The following is a 7,151-nucleotide window of genomic DNA, read 5'->3' as shown; positions in this document are numbered from 1 at the left end:
CAAAAAACGATGATGGAGGAGAAGTGGCACCAAAACCGGCCTGACCATATTGATCGGCCGGCGAGGCCCAGGCGCCCCCCCCCCCCAGCCAAGGATCCGGCGGGTTCCAAAAAGGTTGTGAGCTTCCCATATACGGCTGGCTCACCTCTTCACCTGGCGTCTGAAGCTGAGGCCATGGAATGCCCTCAAAAAACGATGATGGAGGAGAAGTGGCACCAAAACCGGCCTGACCATATTGATCAGCTACTGAGGTGCCCCCCCAGTCGGCGGGTTGCGAGGGCCCAGCATCCGGCTGAGCCTGCTGCTCTCCGAGCCCCATCGCCCGCAGTGCCGTGATTGCTCTCCGTAGTTGCGACCCCCTTGAATTCGGGTCAGCAAGATACGTATGAATATCGTTGTCCAACGCGTGTATGCGCCCATTGATTGCCGGCAAGCCATTGAGTCTCAGCCACGCGCTAAAGTTGCGAATAACAGGTGCGTAAAGGCGGCGATATGAGTCATATTCACTCCCATCAAGCGAATCAATAAGAATTCGATCTTCCTCATATGCACCACCGGTTGCATGCTCACGCGCGGCCGCCAGTGCGGCTCGTACCGTTCCTCTTTTGAAGAGGCCACTATCGAGTCTCTTGGCCACCTCATCCAGTTCGCGGTCAGCAAGTCGGCCTGCGAAACCAGGGCGCTGATTGGAGGTAAGTGCGTTACTCAATTTTGCCAGTCCAGAAAGATGATTTCTGAGCGTGCTATCACCCATTTCCCCCTTCTGGCCGGCCTTAAAGTTTTCAACAAATTCTTTGTCATCCGCATTATGAATATCGGCGGATTTTTTCGCATAAAAAATTTGGCGGACTTCCCCGACCTGTTCCCCGGCCCTACTTTCCCGCTCAAGCTGCAAGTCACTCAAGCCCTGCATCACTCCCTCCGGCTGCGCAAATTCGTGCGCTGGAGACCCCGGCCGAGAGTTGGGGGGGGAGCCCTCTTGCCGCACCTCTCCCTGCTCTTGCAGTGCCGCGTAGGTCTGCATGAACCGTTCCGTGTCCCAAATATTCCATGAATTGCCGTCCAATGTATCTTCCTCGTGAACAACGAACCCGAATGTGAACAGCTTATCTGCCCCCCCGAATTGACGTGGACTTTACGCGAAGTTAAGTGCGTTGAAACGAAGTGAGGAAGTTGTTGCCCACAGCGTAGCTAACGACCGCGGCAGAGAACCGATAACCGTGGGTTCTGGTAATCATGTAGCCGGCCCCTCGCGGTTGTGGTGAAGCGGCGGGCATAGAGTTGAGGGGCACTGTCACGTTGGCGAGGTAGTCACGTAAGATGCCACGATGAAGAAAAGAAAATCGCTTTATCACGGCCACCGGTTCCCGGCGGCAATGATTAGTCTCGCGGTTCGGTGGTATTTACGGTTCCGAGCGCGGTGTCGTTGTCAGTTACGAGACGATCCGTCGCTGGTGCGACAAATTCGGCGCGGGCTTCGCAGATCGCATCAAAGCTGCCCGCCGCAAGCCTGGGCGCATATGGCATCTGGACGAAGTCTTCGTTACGTTGCGCGGTGAACCTTATCTGCTCTGGCGGGCAGTCGACCAGCACGGCGCCGAACTCGACATCCTGCTGCAGAAACATCGCGATAAGGCCGCAGCAAAGCGCTTCTTCAACCGCGTGCTGGCCGCCTGTGCCAACGCGCCACGAAGGATTGTCATCGATCAGTTGCGCAGCTATCCGGCCGCGAAGGCCGAAATTCCCGAACAGGCAAACATCAAACACGTCTTCGTCAAAAGCCAGTGCCCGGGTGAACAACCGTGCCGAAAACAGCCATCAACCTACGCGTGAGCGCGAACGCCGGATGCGTGGTTTCCACGAGCATGGTCGCACACAAGCATTCTTATCGAGCTTCGGACCGATTCGCCAGCACTTCGCGCTCAAGCGACATTTACTGCGTGCCTCACGCTATCGCAAACAGCTCGCCGCACGCTTTGCCGGGTGGCATCGCTTCACTGGGCTCACCCAGGATCCGTCCAATTTCTGAGCAATCTACCTCCTGTTCGCTCTTGCGTCTCGTATACCTTAACGTGACAACGCCATGGCGAAATCGTGATGCCATACTCGCGCTCGATCAACTGCGCAACCGACTCCCGCGTCCACAGATAGAAGGGCAACATCATTGGTCCGGCATCCGCTCGACGATCAACCTTCGGATCCTCGCGGCTTGCCTGTTTCCCAAGCGGCCGTCGTCTGCCACGCTTCTCAGGACGCAACGATCGCAACCCGCCTTCGCGAGAGAGCTTCATCCATTTGCTCACTGCGCGAAGGCTTACGCCATGCGTCTTGGCCGCCGCAGTTTGGCTCATACCATCGCGCACGGCCTGCGCCGCCATCTCTCTCAGGTGTGCCTGCGTGGCGCCATCAAGTTTCGGGCATCGGGTTTCGTATTCATGCCCATATAACGCATTACACGCTATTTGGTGCACCGGTCAGTAATGCGCGACAAAACCGATTATTACGGCTCAAGCGCTCACCCTCCCACTTTGCCCGTCAAGCCAGAGCCTTGCGTTTCTAAACTCGTTTTCGCTCTGATTGACGGCCATCGAGATGAGGCCGATGACTTCGCTCATGTCCTTGTCGAGGTGCTTATCCGGATGGAATCTGATCAGGAGCTTCTTGTGGGCTTTTCGTACATCGAATTCTGCCTCCTCTATTTTTTTTCGCATTTCTTCGATACCCTTGCGAGTTTGGGCCTGAGCCATTACTTCGTTGTCTAATACGCGCCCGTCCATGCCCAAAACTTGCCGCCAGGCCGCGCCCTTCACAACGCCCAACTGCTCGAAAGCGGTTGGGCGGGATCCCTTCGCCCCGAACGATTCAGTTGGATTCCCTTGGCGCTTTGTCGTGCTCGAGGCCATGTCCGGCGGCGATGCCATAGGATTCGGTGGCACATTGTCCGGCGCGCACCATCCTGACCAGCGTTTCTGAAACGGTGGAACCGGACCGGTACCAAATCCCGCCGCCGGACGCCATTGGCGAGGACCCCGTGCAGGCGGATGCGCATAACCCGGCACGGACTGCCCGGCACCCATGGCCGGCGAGTTGAAGCCTCCGTAGGCGCTGTAACCGTCGTTGTTTCCATACGTGCCGCTGAGGCTTCCCATGCCGCCGAAACCGGCCGTTCCGCGCGAGCGCCATGCAATTGCGAAGGCACCCATCATGGCCATCATCGGCAAGGCGAGCATGCCCATTCCAAGGCCCGGCATGCCCAGCATACTGCTGCCGATCATGCCGATCATGCCGATACCGGCGAGAGCCGAAATCGAACCGAGCGCCAACGGCATCGCGGCACTCATCGGCAGATTCGGCGAACGCATCTGCTGCGCGTAATCTGGTGAATATGGTCCCGCTCCATAGTCGAATCCGTATCGATGCAGGGGTTCATTGCGCGGTATCTCAGAGGTCGTGGTGAAGATCTTTTGCATGCGGTTGCGAATTGCGGCACGCGTGCGCCGGAATGCATCGAGCACGCTTCTATCGACTTGTCGAGAACGTCCACTGCGTTCGGATGAAGCCGTCGACGCCGAGGGGGATGCAGGTGGAACCCCGTTCGCAGGAACCGCGGACGCGCCCGTTGACGCCAACGTTTCGCGGATGGGCAGTCCGTTCAATGTCTCACTTGCCGCCGGCCCACGCCGCGGCGACGAGTACTGCCGTACAGGCGTGGACGCACGTGTTTCGGGTGAGACAGACGTCGTGGAGGCATGATCGGCGATGATTGATGCGGTGTCGATGTCAACAGGCATGGTTGCAATGGAGTCGCAGAAGGAATGGAGATGCAGCCATTTGAAAGCATAGGCCGCACTGCCGGTGGCCCGATCGCGAACACGAACTTATGACGACGCCGGCGAAAAAATCTGACGAGTGCCCGTTGGTAACTGGGGCATTGTTCAGCAGGGCAGGGCCGCAGTGGTTGCATACGCATCTAAGTATTTTTGACGCAAACGGCCTTGCCGAGGCTGCTCCACAAATTCACGAGGTTCGCGATAATCACGCCCTTGCGCTGCTGCGATTCGGTTTTGCGCGTCCGTAGCCGCGCGCCGATGCAACGCTTGATTCGCGAGATCTGCGCCTCGACGAGCGCGCGCTGGCCGTACGGTTCTGTTGCACTAGCGGAGGTTGGTATGCTGCGGGACCTTACAGGATGATGTGAACGACAATGAAAGCGCTGAGTCCAGCGGTAGCCAAAGTGCTGAAGCGGTTGCACTATCCGCTCGAGATAATGTTGGTGTGCGTGCGTTGGTACGTGGCCTACCCGCTGAGCGTGCGCAATCTCGAGGAGATGATGTCGGAACGCGGGATCGCGGTCGATCATTGGACCGTGCACCGGTGGGCCATCAAGCTTCTGCCGGTGCTTGAAAAGGCGTTCCGTCGCTGCAAGGGTTCTGTTGCGGTAAGGCGATTTGGGCAAACGATAACGATATGATGAGGATTACTTACATCGCCAGCGAGTAGAATTGCCGGGCGGCCGATGGTCTGAGTTTGCCTGCGCCTTCCATCTGCCCCTTGGCGATCATATGCATGAGTTCAATGCCGCTCAACAAGATGCGGGCACAACGAAATTCCTTGAATCCCAAGATGGGCCGGGTACGGCGCTTGATCGCCCGATGGTCTTGTTCCACGATATTGTTGAGATACTTGGCCTGGCGGATCTTGATGGGCGTCTCACGCTCGGCGTTCACGGCGCGCAACCCGGCCAGATTGGCACCATTCTTGTCGATGGTTACCGTTTCGGGCGCGCCATTCTGATCGATGGCCTTCTCGAAGTACCGTCGGGCCGCCTCTTTGTCCCGCTTGGCTCGCAGCAGGAAGTCAACCGTGTTGCCGGCCTTGTCGACGGCGCGGTAGAGATACTTCCATGTACCCCGGACCTTCACATAGGTTTCGTCCATCCGCCAGCTCTTGCCGACCGGGCGCTTGCAGCGACGGAACGCCTTTTCAAGCACCGGCAGAAGCTTGATGGCCCACCGGTGCACGGTCCAATGATCGACCGCGATCCCGCGTTCCGACATCATCTCTTCGAGATTGCGCACGCTCAGCGGGTAGGCCACGTACCAACGCACGCACACCAACATTATCTCGAGCGGATAGTGCAACCGCTTCAGCACTTTGGCTACCGCTGGACTCAGCGCTTTCATTGTCGTTCACATCATCCTGTAAGGTCCCGCAGCATACCAGCCTCCGCTATTGCAACAGAACCATTCAGATTGCGTGCAAATCAAAAAGGCAAAAACCGATTCCGATTGACACGCGGAGGCATATCAGCATCCGTCTTGTTGTTCTGGACGAACGGGCGGATAAATCGCGCGTGCAGGAGAACAACTGTGTGGCCAAGTGCGGTGATCTTGCGCGGCCACCAGTGCGCGCTCCCGCAAGCTTCCAGGGCAACACGCCCTGCTTGGCGAAGGCTGAGGAACTCTATTAGCTGCTGCTTACTGAAGCGCCGGTTAGCGAAGTCTCCGGTTTCATCCTCAATCCGGCACATCTGGAACACTCGCTCCGAGATGTCGAGCCCGTAGGTCGTCGTAGCCATGGTCATTCCTCCCTTCGCAAATAGGAGCTAACAGCACCACTATGGCACATCGGGAAAGGTCGCATCGGTAGACGACTTGAGTCCCCCGATTTCAGCCGTCTCGTGCGTTCCCCGAAGGGAGGGCGGCGTTCATACCATCTCTCTAAATACCGGGAAACGCACAGCTGATGACGATGGCAGGGAAGCGGTGACCGTGGTAAAGCGACTTTCTTTTTTTCATCGCTTCATTCTACCCCCGCTACTGCGTCAACCTGACGGGGCCCCCGTCACGTCTCCACCCGCGAGTTCTACAGCCACATCAATGCACCCACGCCGGATCTGGGCCGCGCAGCTGAACTGCCGCCGCCGAAGGTGCTCGAAACCAAGCGCCAGTATGGGGAGCGCGTCTACGACCACCTGAAGGACTCGGTCTGCCCGGTCCTGCGCAGTGTGAGCACCAGGCTCACGCACGCCGAGCTCGCCACCCGTGATGCGCAGGGGTTCAGACGGGCTGCGGAGGAGTCACGGCTGGATGTCGAGGTGCAACGCCGGCATGGGCAACAGAAGCTCGAGCGCGCCGAAGGGCCGCTGCGCGAGGTACTCGAGCTCGTGCTGCGCGGCGGGCCCGCGCTCGAACAGCGGCGGCAGGTGATGCTCGCCGCGCTCGGCAAGGAGGTCGAAAACCGGTCGCGCTGCTCCGGCCACAGTGCCGATCAGGACGAACCGGACCTCGATCGCGGACCGAAAGTCGGCCTGTGAACGGGATGCGTGCGTATTTCATTCGCGTCGTTCGTATGCGACGGGGGGGCAGGCGAAAGCGTGCTAAATTTCCGGTTCCAAGACCGAGGAGGCTTTCAATGGCAACATCACCGATTAGCGGAACCAGTCACGTCAGTTCACCCCTTCCTGAGGAAGCTGAAGAGGGTAATCCACCAGTAACGCGTCCATCAACAGCATCGCCATCCCACCACCAGCTATCTGGACTGCAATCTCGTCCGAAACGGCCGCGAATCGGGGAGATGTCTGGGGGATCCAATATGGCTCCAGATATCGATAGAAACGTCGGGTTTCCTCCCATGCAGCTCGCGCAGACCACCTCTATTGGCGTCCCACCCGTTGCTGTAGCGGCTTCCGCCGTGCAGGTGCCGCAGGGGCATCCCTTCACCGAGACCAATGAAGAGTTGGTGGTTCGATCTGGGATAAACAGGGATTACAAAACCAGGGTGCGACATTTGGGAAGATGGCTTGAACAGACTGGACGCGGCACGCTTGCCGACATTCTCAATTCGTCAAATTCTACCTATGCCAACCAGCATGTGCGCGACTGGCTGAGTCTTCCTCATGATCAGAATCCGTACGGGCGCGACGCCCAGCGCCACCACGGCAGCGGCGGCGGTGGCAGCGGCGTAACGGGGTTCCGGAAAGCGTTTGGCTGGGGCGAGAATGCCTGAAGACGACCCGTTTGCACTTCCTCTGGTTAATCACACGTCAGAAATATAGCGGACAGATTGATGCCTAAAAAACGATCTAAGGAAGGTCTTAGGTGAGTAGCCCACGGGAATCGCACCCGCAGGCCCTCGCAGAACCGGACGTG

Annotated in this window: 6 protein-coding genes and 3 pseudogenes; 4 read left to right on the top strand and 5 right to left on the bottom strand. The window is 58.3% G+C overall.

Annotation, left to right across the window (positions count from 1 at the left end; genetic code table 11):
• A partial coding sequence (locus ACOJB8_RS40450; protein ID WP_475017831.1) for a hypothetical protein occupies positions 1-1,024 on the bottom strand: 1,024 nt, incomplete at its 3' end.
• A 304-nt stretch (positions 1,025-1,328) separates the two neighbouring features.
• Here ACOJB8_RS40450 and ACOJB8_RS40445 point away from each other — a divergent pair.
• Positions 1,329-2,029: pseudogene (locus ACOJB8_RS40445) on the top strand (IS6 family transposase).
• Here the strand turns inward: ACOJB8_RS40445 and ACOJB8_RS40440 are convergent.
• The gene (locus ACOJB8_RS40440) at positions 2,004-2,378 is read right to left on the bottom strand and encodes a helix-turn-helix domain-containing protein (protein WP_475017829.1); all 375 of its coding nucleotides are present in this window, start codon (positions 2,376-2,378) and stop codon (positions 2,004-2,006) included. The pseudogene ACOJB8_RS40445 and the gene ACOJB8_RS40440 overlap by 26 nt on opposite strands.
• Positions 2,379-2,507: 129 nt before the next feature.
• Positions 2,508-3,515 carry a hypothetical protein gene (locus ACOJB8_RS40435; protein WP_475017828.1) on the bottom strand — a complete coding sequence of 336 codons (1,008 nt, stop codon included), beginning with the start codon at positions 3,513-3,515 and terminating at the stop codon, positions 2,508-2,510.
• A gap of 689 nt (positions 3,516-4,204) precedes the next feature.
• Here ACOJB8_RS40435 and ACOJB8_RS40430 point away from each other — a divergent pair.
• Positions 4,205-4,435 (top strand): annotated as a pseudogene (locus ACOJB8_RS40430) (IS6 family transposase); the annotation flags it as partial.
• A 46-nt stretch (positions 4,436-4,481) separates the two neighbouring features.
• Here ACOJB8_RS40430 and ACOJB8_RS40425 read toward each other — a convergent pair.
• Together ACOJB8_RS40425 and ACOJB8_RS40420 are read right to left on the bottom strand one after the other, a co-directional pair.
• Positions 4,482-5,183 carry an IS6 family transposase gene (locus ACOJB8_RS40425; protein ID WP_475017827.1) on the bottom strand — a complete coding sequence of 234 codons (702 nt, stop codon included), beginning with the start codon at positions 5,181-5,183 and terminating at the stop codon, positions 4,482-4,484.
• Between the two features lie 128 nt (positions 5,184-5,311).
• A pseudogene (locus ACOJB8_RS40420) lies at positions 5,312-5,578 on the bottom strand (IS110 family transposase); the annotation flags it as partial.
• Positions 5,579-5,929: 351 nt separating this feature from the next.
• On the opposite strand from ACOJB8_RS40420, the gene ACOJB8_RS40415 reads away from it, so the two are divergent.
• Positions 5,930-6,316, top strand: coding sequence for a hypothetical protein (locus ACOJB8_RS40415; protein ID WP_342924790.1), 387 nt, complete (start codon positions 5,930-5,932; stop codon positions 6,314-6,316).
• Between the two features lie 278 nt (positions 6,317-6,594).
• Positions 6,595-7,008 carry a hypothetical protein gene (locus ACOJB8_RS40410; protein ID WP_342924789.1) on the top strand — a complete coding sequence of 138 codons (414 nt, stop codon included), beginning with the start codon at positions 6,595-6,597 and terminating at the stop codon, positions 7,006-7,008.
• The last annotated feature ends 143 nt before the right edge of the window (positions 7,009-7,151 follow it).

The organism is Paraburkholderia sp. BR10141, assembly GCF_056155635.1.
The sequence above is the reverse complement of the archived record's forward strand: the minus strand, read 5'-3'. Positions and strand labels throughout refer to the sequence as shown.